Origin of the sequence: Rhodoferax sp., assembly GCF_039922535.1 — a bacterium.
Classification (GTDB): Bacteria; Pseudomonadota; Gammaproteobacteria; order Burkholderiales; family Burkholderiaceae_C; genus Rhodoferax_B.
This window is the reverse complement of record NZ_JBDTEM010000306.1, coordinates 1-15275: the sequence shown is the minus strand read 5'-3', so window position 1 is coordinate 15275 and position 15275 is coordinate 1. Positions and strand designations below refer to the sequence as shown.

At 64.2% G+C, this 15275-nt stretch carries 12 protein-coding genes; 5 read left to right on the top strand and 7 right to left on the bottom strand.

From position 1 onward, the window contains the following. Window positions 1-102: 102 nt before the first annotated feature. The 6 genes from ABI213_RS14460 to ABI213_RS14435 form a co-directional block, all read right to left on the bottom strand. A complete protein-coding gene (locus ABI213_RS14460) occupies window positions 103-5850 on the bottom strand; it encodes an Hpt domain-containing protein (protein ID WP_348005419.1) in 5748 nt (1915 codons plus the stop codon). Window positions 5851-5892: 42 nt separating this feature from the next. Then, window positions 5893-8118, bottom strand: a complete 2226-nt coding sequence (locus ABI213_RS14455; RefSeq protein ID WP_348005418.1) for a methyl-accepting chemotaxis protein — start codon at window positions 8116-8118, stop codon at window positions 5893-5895. Between the two features lie 21 nt (window positions 8119-8139). Beyond that, window positions 8140-8670 carry a chemotaxis protein CheW gene (locus ABI213_RS14450; protein WP_348005417.1) on the bottom strand — a complete coding sequence of 177 codons (531 nt, stop codon included), beginning with the start codon at window positions 8668-8670 and terminating at the stop codon, window positions 8140-8142. 13 nt (window positions 8671-8683) lie between these two features. Next, window positions 8684-9049, bottom strand: a complete 366-nt coding sequence (locus ABI213_RS14445; RefSeq protein ID WP_348005416.1) for a response regulator — start codon at window positions 9047-9049, stop codon at window positions 8684-8686. Then, the gene (locus ABI213_RS14440; protein ID WP_348005415.1) at window positions 9049-9447 is read right to left on the bottom strand and encodes a response regulator; all 399 of its coding nucleotides are present in this window, start codon (window positions 9445-9447) and stop codon (window positions 9049-9051) included. Before ABI213_RS14440 ends, ABI213_RS14445 begins: the two co-directional genes overlap by 1 nt. A gap of 88 nt (window positions 9448-9535) precedes the next feature. After that, window positions 9536-9709, bottom strand: coding sequence for a rubredoxin (locus ABI213_RS14435; RefSeq protein WP_348005414.1), 174 nt, complete (start codon window positions 9707-9709; stop codon window positions 9536-9538). Between the two features lie 95 nt (window positions 9710-9804). On the opposite strand from ABI213_RS14435, the gene ABI213_RS14430 reads away from it, so the two are divergent. From ABI213_RS14430 to ABI213_RS14410, 5 genes are all read left to right on the top strand, one after another. Next, window positions 9805-10803, top strand: a complete 999-nt coding sequence (locus ABI213_RS14430; protein WP_348005413.1) for a bifunctional hydroxymethylpyrimidine kinase/phosphomethylpyrimidine kinase — start codon at window positions 9805-9807, stop codon at window positions 10801-10803. Further along, window positions 10787-12100: a glutamate-1-semialdehyde 2,1-aminomutase gene (gene hemL, locus ABI213_RS14425; protein WP_348027630.1), complete on the top strand. Its 1314-nt coding sequence runs from the start codon at window positions 10787-10789 to the stop codon at window positions 12098-12100. Before ABI213_RS14430 ends, hemL begins: the two co-directional genes overlap by 17 nt. Window positions 12101-12220: 120 nt before the next feature. Further along, a complete protein-coding gene (locus ABI213_RS14420) occupies window positions 12221-12871 on the top strand; it encodes a hypothetical protein (protein ID WP_348008671.1) in 651 nt (216 codons plus the stop codon). 200 nt (window positions 12872-13071) lie between these two features. After that, window positions 13072-13689, top strand: coding sequence for a TetR/AcrR family transcriptional regulator (locus ABI213_RS14415; protein WP_348027628.1), 618 nt, complete (start codon window positions 13072-13074; stop codon window positions 13687-13689). A 4-nt stretch (window positions 13690-13693) separates the two neighbouring features. Further along, a complete protein-coding gene (locus ABI213_RS14410; protein ID WP_348027626.1) occupies window positions 13694-14986 on the top strand; it encodes an MFS transporter in 1293 nt (430 codons plus the stop codon). Between the two features lie 93 nt (window positions 14987-15079). On the opposite strand, the gene ABI213_RS14405 is transcribed toward ABI213_RS14410, so the two are convergent. Beyond that, window positions 15080-15275 (bottom strand): putative quinol monooxygenase (locus ABI213_RS14405; RefSeq protein ID WP_348027624.1); only part of this gene is annotated, 196 nt, incomplete at its 5' end.

Genomic DNA, 15275 nt, shown 5'->3' with positions numbered 1-15275 from the left:
GGCTGAGTTTAGGCCGATACGGCACATACCAAAATCTAAAGAAAATAGACCCTCAGTGCATATAGCACCTGCGCAAGCTGCTACCAATTAAATAGCAACTACCTACGCAGGCTCCACCGCCGTATACCGCCGCACCAGGCTCAGCAGTTCTTCTTCAGGATACGGCTTGCCGAGGTAGTGGTTCACACCCAGCGCACGGGCGTGTTCGCGGTGCTTTTCGGCCATGCGCGAGGTGATCATGATGATGGGCAGGTCCTTTAGCGTGGCATCGCTGCGGATGTTGCGGGCCAAGTCGAAGCCGTCCATGCGCGGCATTTCGATATCGGACAGCACCAGGGCGGGCGTTTCGTCACGCAGCCGCTCCAGTGCCTGCAAGCCGTCGTTGGCCAGCGCCACGCGGTAGCCTTCGCGCTGCAGCAGGCGCTGGGTGACACGGCGCACGGTGATGGAGTCGTCCACCACCAGCACCAGCGGCGTGTGCTGCACGGTGGGCAGCAGGGGTGCTGCATCGCTGACCCCCATTTGCCACTGGCGCGCTTGCGTACCGTAGACCGACGACAAGGCCACCGGGTTGTAGATCAACACCACCGCACCGGATGCCAGCACCGACATGCCGGACAAGCCAGGCAGACGCGACAACTGGGGACCCAGGTTTTTGACCACCACTTCCTGGTTGCCCAGCACTTCGTCCACATGCAGCGCCAGGCGCTGCGCCGCACTGCGGAAGATGACCACTGCGCTGTTTTTGCCGGGCGGTTCGGCGCTGTGCTGCGACACCTGCAGCAGGGCACCGGCCCAAAAGAACGGCACCGCCTCGCCCGCCACATCCACCCCATGGCTCTCGTAGGCCTGGGCCAGTTCGGCCTGCGGCATGCGGCGCACGACTTCGATCACGTTGGCGGGAACCCCGATGGACAGCGTGCCCATGCGCAGCATCACCACCTGCGTCACGGCCGTGGTCAGGGGCAACACCAGCTTGAACTGGGTGCCCTGCCCGGCGGCGGTCATGGTTTCAATGCGACCGCCCAGGGCCAGCACTTCGGCGCGCACCACGTCCATGCCAATGCCACGCCCGGCCAGCTCGGTGATCTGCGCCGCGGTAGAGAAGCCAGGCAGGAAAATCATGTCGGCCACGGCGGCCGGGTCCAGCTCCACATCGGCCTGCACCAGGCCCTGGGCCACGGCTTTTTGGCGGATGCGGTCCATGTCCAGCCCGGCACCGTCGTCGGCAAAACGCACCGAGATATCGTTGCCTTCGTGGTGCAGCTCGACCAGGATGTTGCCAATGGCGGTTTTGCCCGCCGCCGTACGCACCTCGGGCAGCTCGATACCGTGGGCCACAGCGTTGCGCAGCAGGTGCTCGAAGGCCGGGGCCATGCGGTCTAGTACGCCGCGGTCCATCTCGATGGAGCCGCCGGTGATGTCCAGCTTGATGAGCTTGCCAGTGTCTTTGGAGGCCTGGCGCACCACGGCGTACAGGCGCTCGGCGATGCCTTCAAACTCCACCATGCGGGTACGCAGCAGGTCGCGCTGCAGTTCGCGGGCCTGTCGGGCCTGGATCACCAGGTCGTCCTCGGTGCCCTCGATGGTGCGCTGCAGGTTGCGCTGCACCGTGCCCACATCGTTGACCGACTCGGCCATCATGCGGGTCAGCTCTTGCACGCGAGTGAAGCGGTCGAATTCCAGCGGGTCAAAGCCCTGCGCCGTGTCTTTGGCCAAGGCCAGGCGCGACTGCATTTGCGATTCGGCCTGCACTTCGATGTCGCGCAAATGGCCGCGCATGCGGTCCAGGTTGCCGGTCAGATCGGTCAGCGCGCCGCGCAACTGGGACAGCCGCGCCTCCAGCCGGGTACGGGTGATGATGACCTCGCCCGCCTGGTTGACCAGCCGGTCCAGCAACTGCGAGCGCACGCGCACCGACTGGTGGGCCATCAGCCGCGGTGCAGGCAACACCGGGGCAGGCAAAGCAGGCGTAAGCAGGGTGATGATGGCCGAGGTTTCGGCCTTCTTCTCTGGCGCGGGTGCTGGGGCGGCCACGGCCTCGCTGGGTGCGCGCAGATGGACCTGGCGCAGGCCGTCCATATTGGCTTGCAAGGCATCAAAGTGCGACAGCAGAGGCTCGATCTGGGCCGATTGCAAGGGCTCTGAGCCCAGATGCTCGATCTCGGTTTCCAGCCGGTGGGCCAGCTCGCCCAGGCGCAAGGCACCGGCCAAACGGGCGCTGCCCTTGAGCGTGTGCAGGGCCCGCAGCACCTCGTTGCGGGCACCGCCGTTTTCGGGCCGTGCCCACCACTGGCGCAGGGCTCCGCCCAGTTGCGGCAGCAGCTCGGAAGCTTCTTCTTCAAAGATGGGGAACAGATCGGCATCGATCACGTCCACCAGGTCGATTTCGTCGTCGAAGTCGGACTGCGCAGGCGCAGCGAAATCGGGTACGTCTTCGGCGACGGCGGGTTCTTCGACGGCGTGCTCGGCCACCAGGGGTTCCGGGGCCGCGTCCAGCAGCGCCAAATCGGCCAGGTCCGCCTCGGCATCCGTCTGCTCTTGCGGCTCTGGCACCTCGGCCACGTCAGCCACCGGCAAGGGGATGGCGGCAGAAGCGTCTTCCAGCAAGTCACGCAAGGCTTGCAGCACGCTGGGGTTGGGCTCTTTGAGGAAACCGGCCGCAAACTGGTGCAATAGGCGGCGGATGTCTTCGGCCGCATCGGTAAATATCTGCGCGTGTTGGGGCGTGCCTTGGTGCAGCAGCTGCACATGTTCCAGCGCCGATTCCAGCGCCCGGGCCATCTGCGATAGCGCCTGGAAGCCCACCGTGGCCGAGCTACCCGCCAGCGAATGCGCCAGGGAGACGGTCGAATCCGGCAGCGGCTGGTGCAGCTCAAGCGACCATTCGCTGAGTTCGGTCAGCAAACGGCGTGACCATTCATCAGCCTCGTTCAGGTAGACGTTGTACAGCGGAATGCCGATGCGCAGCGGGCCAATGACCTTGGTGGCTTCATCCAGCCCGGGGGTGTCCAGCGGGGCGGCATCGGCAGCTGTTTCTTCGGGTGCAGGCTCAGGTGTCGCTTCGGGTAGGGGCTCGGGCACCGCTGCGGCGACTGCTTCGGCGAGCACTTCGGGTACAGGTACAGGTACAGGTTCAGATTCGGGTTCTGGCTCTGGCAGCGCCACTGCCGCAAATTCTTCGACCACGGGCTCCACGGTGTCTTCCATCGCAGGCTCCAGCACCGGCGCAGGCACAGGAGGCAATTCCTCAGGTTCTGGTACTGGCTGGGGCTCGGGCGCGATCACGTCGGCCAAGGCTTGGGGCACGGCCAACGGCAGATGGCGCAGCTCCAGCCGACGGGCATCGGCAGACGCACGGAACGGCTGGGCGCGCCAATGGCCTGCCGCACCGACGGCAATGTCTTCTACCCACAAAGCAAAGGCGTTCAGAGCATCGCTGGCGACCTGCAGCAAATCGGGGTGGGCGGGGCTTTGTTCGGCCAGCCAGCCGTTGACCATTTGCTCCATGGCCCAACTGGCTTCGCCGAATTCAGACAGCCCGACCATCCGGGCGCTGCCCTTGAGGGTATGAAAGGCGCGGCGCAGCGTAATTTGCGGCCCCACACCATTGGGTTCGGCGACCAGCGCCGCCACGGCAGCCAGGCCGGTTTGCACCACCTCGCGGGCTTCGTCCAAAAAGATGTCCAGCAGCTCGGCATCGTCGTCGGTAGCATCAATGGACACCGCAGGCACTGCGGGCTCGGGGACGGCCGTGACTTTGGTCACACGCCCTTGGTCGGGCGTGGCGGCAGTCAGGGTGAACTCGGGCTCCAACACGGGCTCCAGCTGCACCGACAACACCGGCTCCAGGGCCTCGGCGGGCGCAGGCGTGGGCAAGGGGGCGGCAGGCTCCAGCGGTGCGGGGCCGGTCGCCAGGTCCAGGTCCAGGTCCAGTACCTGGGGCAGCTCGGAAAGAGCCATTGGCGCGGTATCCAGCAGCGGTAGGGGCACCTCGGCCTCTGGGGCCGACTCGGCCGCCAGTTCGGCCACATGGGCGCGTTCTTCTAGTTCATCCTGGTACGGCGCTTGCACGGAATCTGCAGCCGAGACCTTGCTGCGGCCCATGGCCAATTTGAATTCGCCCGCCACTTCATCATAGGAAAACAATTTCTTGGCCAGGGCACGCTGGTAGCCCAGCATGTCGATCAGGAAACCCAGGGCCCCCAGGCTGTTGCCCAGCTTGTCAAAGCTGGCGGCTTGGGCAACCGGGTCGGCCAGGTCGTCGGCCATGTAGCCATCGACCGTTTCGCGCATGCGCATGACGGCGTGCGAGGCCTGGTCCAGGCCTAGCACTGACAGCACACCGCGCATTTGCGTGAGTTGGTGGGCCACCTTGGACAGCGGCACTTTCTCACGCGGGGTGCGGAAAAACTGGTCCAGCGCCTGCTCCACCTCGGCCAGGGTGTGGCGCAGCTCATCGACCACGCTGCCCATGGTTTGCCGGTCGCTGACGCGGTGGTAAAGCTCTTCCATCCACGGGGCCAGCGGCTCGGGGTTTCCGCCCTGCCCCACCACCGTCAAGCGTTCGGCCAGCAGGGTGGCGCGTTCGGCCAACTCGGCATCGGCCTGGTCCAGCTCTTCAAACGCGGCCTCCAGGTACAGCACCGAGGTGGCGACTTCCATACCCAGTGCGGCCGAAGGCGGGGCCTTGGAGCGCACCGTGGACTCGACCGCCTGCGTCAGAGCCTGCGCCAGCACTGCGCTGCCGGGATGCAACTTGGTCAATGATTCGCCCACCATGGCGAACTGGTCAAGGGCGGGCTTGAAGCGGTGCGTGTCGCCTCCGGCCAGGGCCGACCAGGTTTCGGCCGCTGCGGCCAGCCGCTTGCGTGCTTGCGCCAGCAAAGCCGGGTCAAACCGGCCAAAGGGCCGCATTTCGTAGTCGATCGGCGCATGCCGCTGCAAGCCGTAGGCCTGGCGCACTGCGGCCAGCGTGGGCGCATCGGCGGCCTGCACCGGCACGGCCTGGGCGCAGAAAAACAGCATGTCCTGCACCAGACGCGGGGTGATGGCGGCATCGCCCTTGGCCAGCGCGGCATACTGGGTCAAGACCCGCGAAGCAATCCGCTTGGAATACACGTCTGGCGCAAAAAGCCCCAGCGACAGCGCTTCAAAATACGCGGCAGCAATACTCCAGAACACCTGCTCAGGCTGGCGCTGCTGGTGCTGGGCAAAGCCCAGACAGATGCCGACCAGTTCCTGGGCGGCTACCGGGTCGCCGGTCTTTACGACCTTCAACACGCACTGGTCGAGCCGCGCCCGCAGCGCAGGTGCATAGGCCAGCGGCGGCACCGGTTCGACCACGGCAACATCGCGCCAATGTGCCTCCATGGGCCACAGATCGGCCGGATGCACCTGGGTCACACCGGCCAGCGCCTGCACTTCGCGGTACTGCGGGAACAGGCCCACCGACGACACCGGTTTGCTGGCCAACACGGCTTCCAGGTAGTCCACCACGGCAAAACTGGCCCGTTCGATCTTGTCCACGGCCTCCGGGGTGCACAGACTAGGGTTGCCCAGGCATTTGGCGACCGCCGATTCCATGGCGCGCAGCAGTAGCGACGGCGGCATCATGCCCACCATCTCCAGCGCGCCCACGGTCAGGTGCAATTGCTGGAGTGCGGCAGCCAAGTGGCTGGTATCGGGCACGGCGAAACCGGCGGCCTGCGATGCATCGGCCTCGCGCACATAGCGCTTGAGGGATTTAACGGCGACATCCAGGGTTTTACGCAGTTCGTCCAGCACCCAGGCCAGCGGGCCCAGGTCGTGTTCGTGCGCATCTTCGGTGGTAGATGCGGGAGTGGACATAAAAGTGTCTGTGGCAGCAGGGGGCGACAACAGCATGGTGGCTTACTTGATTTTGAACCGGGCCACCGACAAGCGCAATTCTTCGGCCATCTGGGACAGCTCCCGCACCTGGGCGGCGGTGGTCCGCGTGCCTTCACCGGTCTGCTCGGTCACCGCAAAAATGTGTTGGATGTTGTCGGCCACCACGTTGGCTTTTTCGGCCTCGCGGGAGGTGGCTTGCGAAATCTGTTCGATCAGCTCGGCCAGGCGGCGCGACACATGGTCGATCTCGGTCAGGGCCGTACCGGCGCTGTCGGACAAGGCGGCGCCGGCCACCACACCCTGGGTGGAACGCTCCATGGCGGCCACGGCATCCTGGGTGTCGGTCTGGATGGCCTTCACCAGCGCGGCAATCTGGCGCGTTGCATCGGCCGACCGCTCGGCCAGCCGCTGCACTTCTTCGGCCACCACCGAAAAGCCGCGTCCGGCCTCGCCTGCCGATGCGGCCTGGATAGCGGCGTTCAGCGCCAGCACATTGGTTTGCTCGGTAATGTCGGAGATCAGCTCGGTGATTTCGCCAATCTCTTGCGACGATTCGCCCAGACGCTTGATGCGCTTGGAGGTTTCCTGGATCTGGTCGCGGATGGAGTTCATGCCGCCGATGGCGTTTTGCACCGCTTGCAGGCCCGAGTCAGCGGCTTGCAGCGATTGGCGCGCCACCGTGGCCGACTCTTGCGCCTGGGTGGAAACCTCGTTAATGCGCGAAGCCATGTCCAGCACCGAGCGACCGGTTTCGCGGATTTCCCGCAATTGCTCGGTCGATGCGGCCAGCAGCTCGGTCGAGGTGCTGTCCACCTGCGCCGTGGTTTGGGCCACCTGGGTGGCCGTGTTTTGCACGCTGCCCACCAGGGCGCGGAGCTCTTCCACGGTGTAGTTCACCGAATCGGCAATCGCACCGGTGATGTCTTCGGTCACCGTGGCTTGCTGGGTCAAATCGCCCTCGGCCACTGCCTGCAACTCGTTCATCAACCGCAAAATGGCCGCCTGGTTGGCATCGTTGACGCGCTTGGTACCTTGTTGCGACGACTCGGCATCCAGACGCTGCATTTCGGCCGTGGCTTGGCGTTTGCGGCTACCGCGCAGTTGCACGGCGGCCAAACCGGCCGCGCAGGCCAGCGCCAGCAGTGCCGACAGCACCATCACCACGATGGCTACCAGGCCCAAGCCGGTTTGCGACGACAGCTTGTCTTGCAATTCTTCCAGTTGACGGCGCAGCGGCTCGCTGTCGGCCACCACGGCGGTTTGCGCCTCACGGGCCGAAACCAAGCCTTGCAAATTACCCAGAATGGCACCGGCCTGGGTGCGTGTTTCGTCGTACAGCTTGAGCAAGGCATTGAGCTGTTCGCGGGTGGCCGCATCTTTGGCCGCACCCAAACGCAGTTCCGGGCTGCCATCCAGCAGACCCTGGGTGATTTCCTTGAACGAATTCAAGTCTTTGCCTAGCAAGAAAACCGCCTCGGGGCTGACACCTTCCATGGTCTGGAATTCGTTCGCCGACTTGCCGATGCGCTGGGTCAGCATCACCAACTGGCCTGCCGCCGAAATCTCGGTGGGGCTGGCAGCCTGCTGCAATTTGAACGAGGCGATGGTTTCGGCGATTTCCAGCAAATCGGACGACTGGCGGTTGATGGTGTGCAGCGCAGCGCCCACCTGGGTCAGGATTTTTTGCTGGCCCATGACGGTGGCGGCATTCTTTTCAGCGCGCTCCATCAGGGGGGTGATTTTGGCGATATCGGTCTGGGCATCGGCGTTCACCGCGCGCAAACGCTCGTCACCGGCTTGCAGGCCACGTACGTTCTTGGCCAGCACGCCGGCGCTTTCGGCCACGTCGGCAAACGCAGCGGTACTGCCCACCAGGGCTTGCGATACCGATTTGGCCAGGCGCTGCGACTGCATCAGGGCCTGGCCGGTGGCGGCCAGTTGCTGCGCTACGGTGTCGGCGCGTTGTAAAGCCCATACGGCGCCCACCGCCAGTACCATCAAGGCCGCCCCCATCACCACCGCCAGAATCCGCTGGTGGGCTGTGATGCGCCGGCTGCCCAGCAAGGGCAGCGCCACCCATTCGTCGGCCGCATCCGGCACGTGTGCGCTGACAAAGCGGCTTTCGCTGAAATCCGCAGTGGACCGTGCGGATGCACCGGAGCGTTCAGGGTAGTCGGCCACGGTGTCGGTGTCCTCCGACTGGTCTAGCGTTGCGTGGGGGAAATTCTTGTCGTCAACAGCAGGCATGGTGCAGCTTTCTAGGGGGCCCTAAGCACTGATGCTCAGAAAAGAAGGAAGTTGGGACAGGCTCAGCAGGTTGATTTCCTGCCATGGCAGACCGGCCGCGTCAGTGTGGACGGGGCCAAAATAAGGGGGGGCAGCCTCCGCCGCCGGTGCCGATGTGGTAAATGAATCGAGGCCGCGCAGGCCACTGAGCTGGTCTACCAACAGCGCGCAATTGAGCTCCATGCCTGCATTGAAGGACAGCAAACTGCACTCGGACAAGGCGGCATCGTTGCGGGCCGCGGGCCTGTCGGGTGCCATAAAGCGTACCAAATCGACCACGCCGCACAGGCCGCCGCGCAAATTCGCCACGCCCATGAACCAAGCCTGGGTGTAGGCCGCAGGCTGTACCGGGGTCCACGGAAAAATCTCGCCGCACTGGGCCAGCGGAAACAGGTAACGCGCCCCACCGACATGGGCGGCCAGCCAGCGCACCGACAGCCCTTCGCTGCGGGCCGCTTGCAGGCGGGAGGCCAATCGGGTTTGCAGTTCTCGGAGTGCTTCGCGGTTCGCCATAGGTGCCGCTGCCTTATTTCAGGGCGCTGATTTTGGCCTTCAGCTCGGCAGCATTCACCGGCTTGGTGATGTAGTCGCGGGCCCCTTGGCGCATGCCCCAGACGCGGTCGGTTTCCTGGTTTTTGCTGGTACACATGATGATGGGCACGTCGGCAAACTCGGGGTTGCGGCTGATGGTGCGGGTCAGCTGGAAGCCGTTTTGCCCTGGCATCACCACGTCCATCAGGATCAGGTCGGGCTTGAGCTCGGCCAGGCGGCGAAATGCCTCGTCGGCGTTTTCCGCGGTGCGCACCGACATGCCGTTTTTTTCCAGCAAGTCGGTCAGGTACATCAGCTCGGTCTTGGAATCGTCCACGATCAGCACGTTGTGGATAGGCATCAAATGGTTCCTTGCAAGGCGGCACCAAACTGCTGCACCGCATGGAGCAACTGGTCTTTGGTAAACGGTTTGGTCAAATAGTCTTGCGAGCCCACCATGCGGCCCCGGGCCTTGTCAAACACGCCGTCTTTGGACGACAGCATGACCACCGGGATGGACGCAAATTTGGGGTTGCGTTTGATGATGGCGCAAGTCTGGTAGCCATCCAGCTTGGGCATCAGGATGTCGCAAAAAATCAGCTGCGGCTGGTGGTCGTTGATCTTGGACAGGGCATCAAAGCCGTCCTCGGCCAACAACACCTCATGCCCGCCTTGTTTCAGGAAGATTTCAGCACTGCGACGTATCGTGTTGCTGTCGTCCACCACAAGGACTTTGAACGTCGTGGCAAGCGTACTCACGTGGCACCTCTCCTATTTGAAGCGACTTGTGCAGCCCGGGGCAGCACAAGTCTCCAGGAACAAGGACGACGCGGACGGTCGCCGCGCATCAAAGTTGGACCATCTCGAAATCTTCTTTACGGGCACCGCATTCGGGACAGGTCCAGTTCATGGGCACATCGGCCCACACGGTCCCGGCGGCAATGCCCGAGTCGGGGTCACCCGTGGCTTCGTCATAAATCCAGCCACAAATCAGGCACATCCAAGTTTTAGAGTCAGTCACAGCGTAAAAAGCCTTCGGAATAGAATGAAACAGATTGTATAGACGCAGATTATTGCCTTGACCATTTTGTACGCGGCCCAAGCCGATTTAGGCCCATGACTTCCCCAACTCCCCCCAAAAATCCTCCCGCCGACGATCTGGTCGATGATTCCAACGCACCCGAAGCTGCCGAAGAGGCCGAAGATGAGCTCGAAGGCCCGGCCTGCGTCATGGTCTTCAACGCCAGCGACCCTAGCGGCGCAGGCGGCCTGGCCGCCGACACCACCGCCATTGCATCGGTGGGCGGCCATGCCCTACCCGTGGTCACCGGCGCCTATGCCCGTGATACCGGCGAGATTTTTGAACACTTCTGCTTCGACGAAGAAGCCGTCACCGAGCAGGCCCGCGCCGTGCTGGAAGACATTGCCGTGCAGGTTTTCAAAGTCGGCTTTGTGGGCAGCCCAGAAAACATCAGCGCAATTGCCGAACTCACCTCCGACTACGCCGACGTGCCGGTCGTGGCCTACATGCCCAACCTATCCTGGTGGGACGAGGACAAGATCGAAGACTACCTAGATGCCTTCCGCGAGCTGATGCTGCCGCAAACCACGGTGCTGGTGGGCAACCACAGCACCCTGCGCCGCTGGCTGCTGCCCGACTGGAGCGGCGAGCGCAACCCCACGCCGCGCGACATCGCCAAGGCCGCATCCGCCATGGGCGTGCCCTACACCCTGGTCACCGGCATCCCGCTGCCCGACCAGCATGTGGAAAACGTGCTGACCAGCCCGCAGGCCGTGCTGGTCAGCGAAAAGTTCGAGCTGTTTGAAGCTGTCTTCACCGGCGCGGGCGAAACCCTGTCGGCCGCGCTGGCCGCCCTGCTGGCCAGCGGCAGCGACCTGGCCGAGGCCACCAATGAAGCCATGAGCTACCTCGACCGCTGCCTGGACGGCGGTTTCCGCCCCGGCATGGGCCACATCCTGCCCGACCGCATGTTCTGGGCCCAGCCCGAAGATGACGACGCGCCCGACGACGGCTCCGACCCCGATGCCCCCCTGGACGAAGAAACCCTGCGCGCGATTGCCGCACTTGAGGCCCCCAATGAAACCCGACACTGACCTGAACCAGCAACTATTCGACCGCGCCACCAAGGTCATCCCCGGCGGCGTGAACTCCCCCGTGCGTGCCTTCAAGGCCGTGGGCGGCACGCCGCGCTTTGTGCAACGCGCCCAGGGTGCCTACTTTTGGGATGCCAACGGCCAGCGCTACACCGACTACATCGGCTCCTGGGGCCCGATGATCCTGGGCCACGGCCACCCGGCGGTGGTCGAAGCCGTGCAAAAAGCCTTGCTCGACGGCTTTTCGTTCGGCGCGCCCACCGAGCGCGAGGTCGAGTTGGCCGAAGAAATTTTGTCGCTGGTGCCGTCCATGGAGATGCTGCGCCTGGTCAGCTCCGGCACCGAAGCCGCCATGAGCACCATCCGCCTGGCGCGCGGTGCCACGGGCCGCAACAAGATCATCAAGTTCGAAGGCTGCTACCACGGCCATGCCGATGCATTGCTGGTCAAGGCCGGGTCCGGCCTGGCCACCTTTGGCAGCGCCACCAGCGCCGGCGTGCCGCCCGAAGTGGTGCAGCACACCCTGGTGCTGGAGTACAACCACATCGCCCAGCTCGAAGAAGCCTTTGCCCTGCACGGCAAAGACATCGCCTGCCTGATGATCGAGCCCATCGCGGGCAATATGAACTTTGTGCGCGCCAGCGTGCCGTTTATGCAGCGCTGCCGCGAACTCTGCACCCAATACGGCGCCCTGCTGGTCTTCGACGAAGTGATGACCGGTTTCCGCGTGGCCCTGGGCAGCGCCCAAAGCGTCTACGCCCGCGACATCCCCGGCTTTGCCCCCGACATGACGGTGCTGGGCAAGGTGATTGGCGGCGGCATGCCGCTGGCGGCGTTTGGCGGCTCGCGCGCGGTGATGGAGCACCTGGCCCCGCTGGGCACGGTCTACCAGGCGGGCACGCTGTCGGGCAACCCGGTGGCCACCGCCTGCGGGCTGGCCACGCTGCGCGAAATCCGCAAACCCGGCTTTTTTGAAGCCTTGTCGGCCAGCACCCAGTCGCTGGTCAGCGGCTTGCAAGCGGCTGCCGATGCCGAAGGCGTGGCCTTCAGCAGCGACTCTGAGGGCGGCATGTTCGGCTTTTTCTTGCTCGACACCCTGCCGCAAAACTACCCGCAGGTGATGAAAACCAGCGGCCCGCGTTTCAACCACCTGTTCCACGGCCTGCTAGACCGGGGCGTGTATATCGCACCGGCGCTGTACGAGGCCGGGTTTGTCAGCGCCGCCCACACGGCGGACGATATTGCGGCCACCGTCGCCGCCGCACACGCGGTTTTCAAAGAACTATCAAAGCTATAGCTGCCAGCGTAGATAGCACCTGCGCCAGAGGCACTTTTGGTATAAATTTTTCTGTAGAACATTTGAAACGATGCGGTAAAGCCTGAAACTTTTCAGGCCCATAGGCGTTTAATCATCACCATGAAAAAAATCCTACTCCTCAGCGCCTTGACCCTGGTCACAGGCTACGCGGCCGCCCAGGAAACCGGGCGGGTGATCTCCAGCACCCCCATCCAGCAGCAGGTCAGCGTGCCTCGCCAGGTGTGTAGCAACCAGCAGGTGGCGGTGCAGCCGCAAACCTCGGGTGCGGGCGCGTTGATGGGCGGCATCGCCGGTGGTGCCATGGGCAATGCCATCGGCGGCGGCAGCGGCCGCGCGGCGGCCACCATGCTGGGCATCGTGGGCGGGGCCATTCTGGGCAACAGCATCGAAGCCCCCAGCCAGCCCCAGTTGCAAACGGTGCAAAACTGCAGCACCCAGACTTTCTTTGAGAGCCGCAACGCAGGCTACAACGTGGTCTACGAATACGCGGGCAAGCAGTACACCACCACCCTGCCCAACGATCCCGGCCCGACTATCGCGCTGCAAGTCACGCCCATGGGTAGCAGCGCTATGCCGCCGGTGCGTGCGCCCGTGCAGCAGCAGGTGATCTCGGGCGACTACTACCAGCCCGAGCCCGCCTACGTAGCCGCCCCGGTAGTCGTGCAAGCCGTGCCCTACTACCGCCCGGCCATACCGATTGGCGTGGAGCTGAACTTTGGCTACCAACGCGGTGGCCGCTACTGGCGCTAAACCGCGCTGTGGCGCCCCCCCCAAAAAGACCGCCTTGTGCGGTCTTTTTTTTCGCCTGCTTACTATCGTAAACATAGCTGCCAGCGCAGGTGGAATATGCGCTGAAGGCTTATTTTCTATAAATATTCCATAAAATAGATTTTTATTGACATCTATTATTCATGACACCTAAAATCTATTGAACCACCGCAGGACCCCGCATGCCCCGTGTTTCACGCGCCCAGACCGACAGCAACCGCCTCGCCATCGAAGCCGCCGCCGCGCGCCTGTTCCGCAGCCGGGGCATCCAGGGCCTGAGCCTGGCCGATCTGATGGCCGAGGTGGGGCTGACGCACGGTGGCTTCTACGGCCACTTTGCCTCCAAAGACGCGCTGGCCGCCGTGGCCTGTGCGCAGGCTTTTGAACAATCCACCGCCCGCTGGACCCAGCGCGCCGCCGCCCAACCCGACCCGGCCGCCGCCCTCGGCGCCATCGTCCAGGCCTACCTCACCCCGCAAAGCCGCGATGATGTGGGCACCGGTTGCCCGTTGCCCTCGCTGGCCGGGGATGTCGCGCGGGAGCCTGCCGACAAGCCCATCCGCGCGGCCTACCTGGCGGGCACCCACAGGCTGCTGTCGGTGCTGCTGCCGCTGCAAAACACCGGCGACCCGGCCATCGACCGCAGCCAGTCTCTGGCGCAGCTCTCCACCCTGGTCGGCGCGCTGGTGCTGGCCCGGGCCACCCAGGGCGACGCGCTGTCGGATGAACTGCTGAACGCCGCGCGCGAACACCTGCTGGCCACCATCTCCGCAACTGCCCCCACCTCCTCCAAAGTTTAAAACCATGTTTGCACAACCCGTTTCCCTCTGGCTGCAGCGCCGGGGCATCCACTTTTCGTGGGCCATTCTGGCCATCGTGTTTTTGACCATGCTCAGCTCGTCGGCGGCGCTGGGTCTGCCCGGTGCGTTCTTGCAACCCCTGAGCAAAGAGTTCGGCTGGAGCACCGACCAGATCTCCAGCGCCATGGCCTTGCGCTTCATGCTGTTCGGGCTGATGGGGCCGTTTGCGGCCATCTTGATGGAGCGTTACGGCCTGCGCACCATCATCTGCACCGCGCTGGTCCTGGTGGCCAGCGGCCTGCTGCTGGCCACGCAAATGACGGCGCTGTGGCAACTGGTGCTGCTGTGGGGCGTGCTGCTGGGCGTCGGTTCGGGCATGACGGCGCTGGTGCTGGGTGCGGTGGTCGCCACCCGCTGGTTTGACCAGCGCCGCGGCCTGGTACTGGGCATGCTGACAGCCAGCTCGGCCACCGGGCAACTGGTGTTTTTGCCGCTGGCAGCCTGGCTGATCGAGCGCTACGGCTGGCGCGTGGCCATCACGCCGGTGTTCACCACCTGCCTGCTGGTGGCGCTGTTGGCGTTTTGCTTCATCCGCAACCGCCCGCAAGACCTGGGGCTGCGCGCCTTTGGGGCGAATCCCGACGTACCCGACGCACCCCTGCCAACCAAGCGCCTGGGCTTCATGGAGCCGCTGAGCGTACTGGGCAGCGTCTCTAAAAGCGCCACCTTCTGGGTCTTGTTTGGAACTTTCTTCGTCTGCGGCCTGAGCACCAGCGGTCTGATCCAGACGCACTTTATTTCACTCTGCGGCGACTACGGCCTGGCGGCTCTGCCGGCGGCCTCGGTGCTGGCGATGATTGGCGGCTTCGACTTTGTGGGCACCATCCTGTCCGGCTGGCTGTCCGACCGGTATGACAACCGCAAACTGCTGTTCTGGTACTACGGCCTGCGCGGGCTGTCGCTGTTTTGGCTGCCGCATTCGGAGTTCACGCTGTACGTCCTGTCGCTGTTCGCCATGTTCTACGGGCTGGACTGGGTGGCCACCGTACCGCCCACGGTGAAACTGGTCAGCGCCCACTTCAGCAAAGAGCGCGCGGGCATGATCTTCGGCTGGGTGTTTGCGGGCCACCAGCTGGGCAGCGCGGTCGCGGCCTACGGGGCCGGGCTGACGCGCACCGTGATGTTCTCGTACACCCCGGCGCTGTACGTGGCAGGCGCGGCCTGCCTGGTGGCGGCCACGGCGATCCTGTTCGCCAAGTCGGCAGCCAAAGCCAGCAGCCAACCCGCACGCGCCTGAGCATGCTATTTAAAATATAGCTGTGTGCGCAGGTACTATCTGCGCTGGAGGCTTATTTTCTTTGAAACCGCAGAACAGGCTTTGAGGACGGGTTCAGGCCACCTGGCGCATTTGCAGCAACTCGAAGTCGCCAATCCAGTCGCCCGCCTGGGCGCGGAAGGCGACGCTATGGGAACCGGCGATGTGGTTTTCCCAGGCGGAGCGGTCGGCCCAGCGTTCGTAGAACAGCACCTTGCCAGGCTGCGTCAGGTCTTCGTGCAGTTCGTAGGCGATGCAGCCGGGCTGCTGG

Coding starts and splice junctions, on each gene's coding strand:
- ABI213_RS14445 (WP_348005416.1), bottom strand. CDS start 9,049: ATGCCTATCCACAACGTGCTGATCGTGGACGATTCCAAGACCGAGCTG.
- hemL (WP_348027630.1), top strand. CDS start 10,787: ATGAAACCCGACACTGACCTGAACCAGCAACTATTCGACCGCGCCACC.
- ABI213_RS14430 (WP_348005413.1), top strand. CDS start 9,805: ATGACTTCCCCAACTCCCCCCAAAAATCCTCCCGCCGACGATCTGGTC.
- ABI213_RS14420 (WP_348008671.1), top strand. CDS start 12,221: ATGAAAAAAATCCTACTCCTCAGCGCCTTGACCCTGGTCACAGGCTAC.
- ABI213_RS14455 (WP_348005418.1), bottom strand. CDS start 8,118: ATGCCTGCTGTTGACGACAAGAATTTCCCCCACGCAACGCTAGACCAG.
- ABI213_RS14415 (WP_348027628.1), top strand. CDS start 13,072: ATGCCCCGTGTTTCACGCGCCCAGACCGACAGCAACCGCCTCGCCATC.
- ABI213_RS14450 (WP_348005417.1), bottom strand. CDS start 8,670: ATGGCGAACCGCGAAGCACTCCGAGAACTGCAAACCCGATTGGCCTCC.
- ABI213_RS14460 (WP_348005419.1), bottom strand. CDS start 5,850: ATGTCCACTCCCGCATCTACCACCGAAGATGCGCACGAACACGACCTG.
- ABI213_RS14410 (WP_348027626.1), top strand. CDS start 13,694: ATGTTTGCACAACCCGTTTCCCTCTGGCTGCAGCGCCGGGGCATCCAC.